Genomic DNA, 691 nt, shown 5'->3' with positions numbered 1-691 from the left:
AAATACGAATAATAAACAAAACACTCTCCGTAATCCTGAATACTACTCCGTCATCCTGAACTTGTTTCAGGATCTGTACTTGCTCTACAAAAACCAGATACTGAAATAAATTCAGCATGACGGCATGGGAGTGAGAAAATGCGAATAATAAACAAACCACTGTCCGTCATCCTGAATACTACTCCGTCATCCTGAACTTGCTCTACAAAGACCAGATACTGAAATAAATTCAGCATGACGGCATGGGAGTGAGAAAATGCGAATAATAAACAAACCACTCTCCGTAATCCTGAATACTACTCCGTCATCCTGAACTTGTTTCAGGATCTGTACTTGCTCTACAAAGACCAGATACTGAAATAAATTCAGCATGACGACATGAGAGTGAGAAAATACGAATAATAAACAAAACACTCTCTGTAATCCTGAATACTACTCCGTCATCCTGAACTTGTTTCAGGATCTGTACTTGCTCTACAAAAACCAGATACTGAAATAAATTCAGCATGACGACATGAGAGTGCGCGAAGACCAGATACTGAAATAAATTCAGCATGACGACATGAGAGTGAGAAAATACGAATAATAAACAAAACACTCTCCGTAATCCTGAATACTACTCCGTCATCCTGAACTTGTTTCAGGATCTGTACTTGCTCTACAAAAACCAGATACTGAAATAAATTCAGCA

Annotated in this window: 1 protein-coding gene; it reads right to left on the bottom strand. The window is 38.4% G+C overall.

From position 1 onward, the window contains the following. Nucleotides 1-440: 440 nt before the first annotated feature. A partial coding sequence (locus H4J67_RS20390; RefSeq protein WP_220471682.1) for a hypothetical protein occupies nucleotides 441-691 on the bottom strand: 251 nt, incomplete at its 5' end.

It is taken from the genome of Colwellia sp. BRX10-4 (assembly GCF_014077465.1).
Taxonomy (GTDB): Bacteria; Pseudomonadota; Gammaproteobacteria; order Enterobacterales; family Alteromonadaceae; genus Colwellia_A.
The sequence above is the reverse complement of the archived record's forward strand: the minus strand, read 5'-3'. Positions and strand labels throughout refer to the sequence as shown.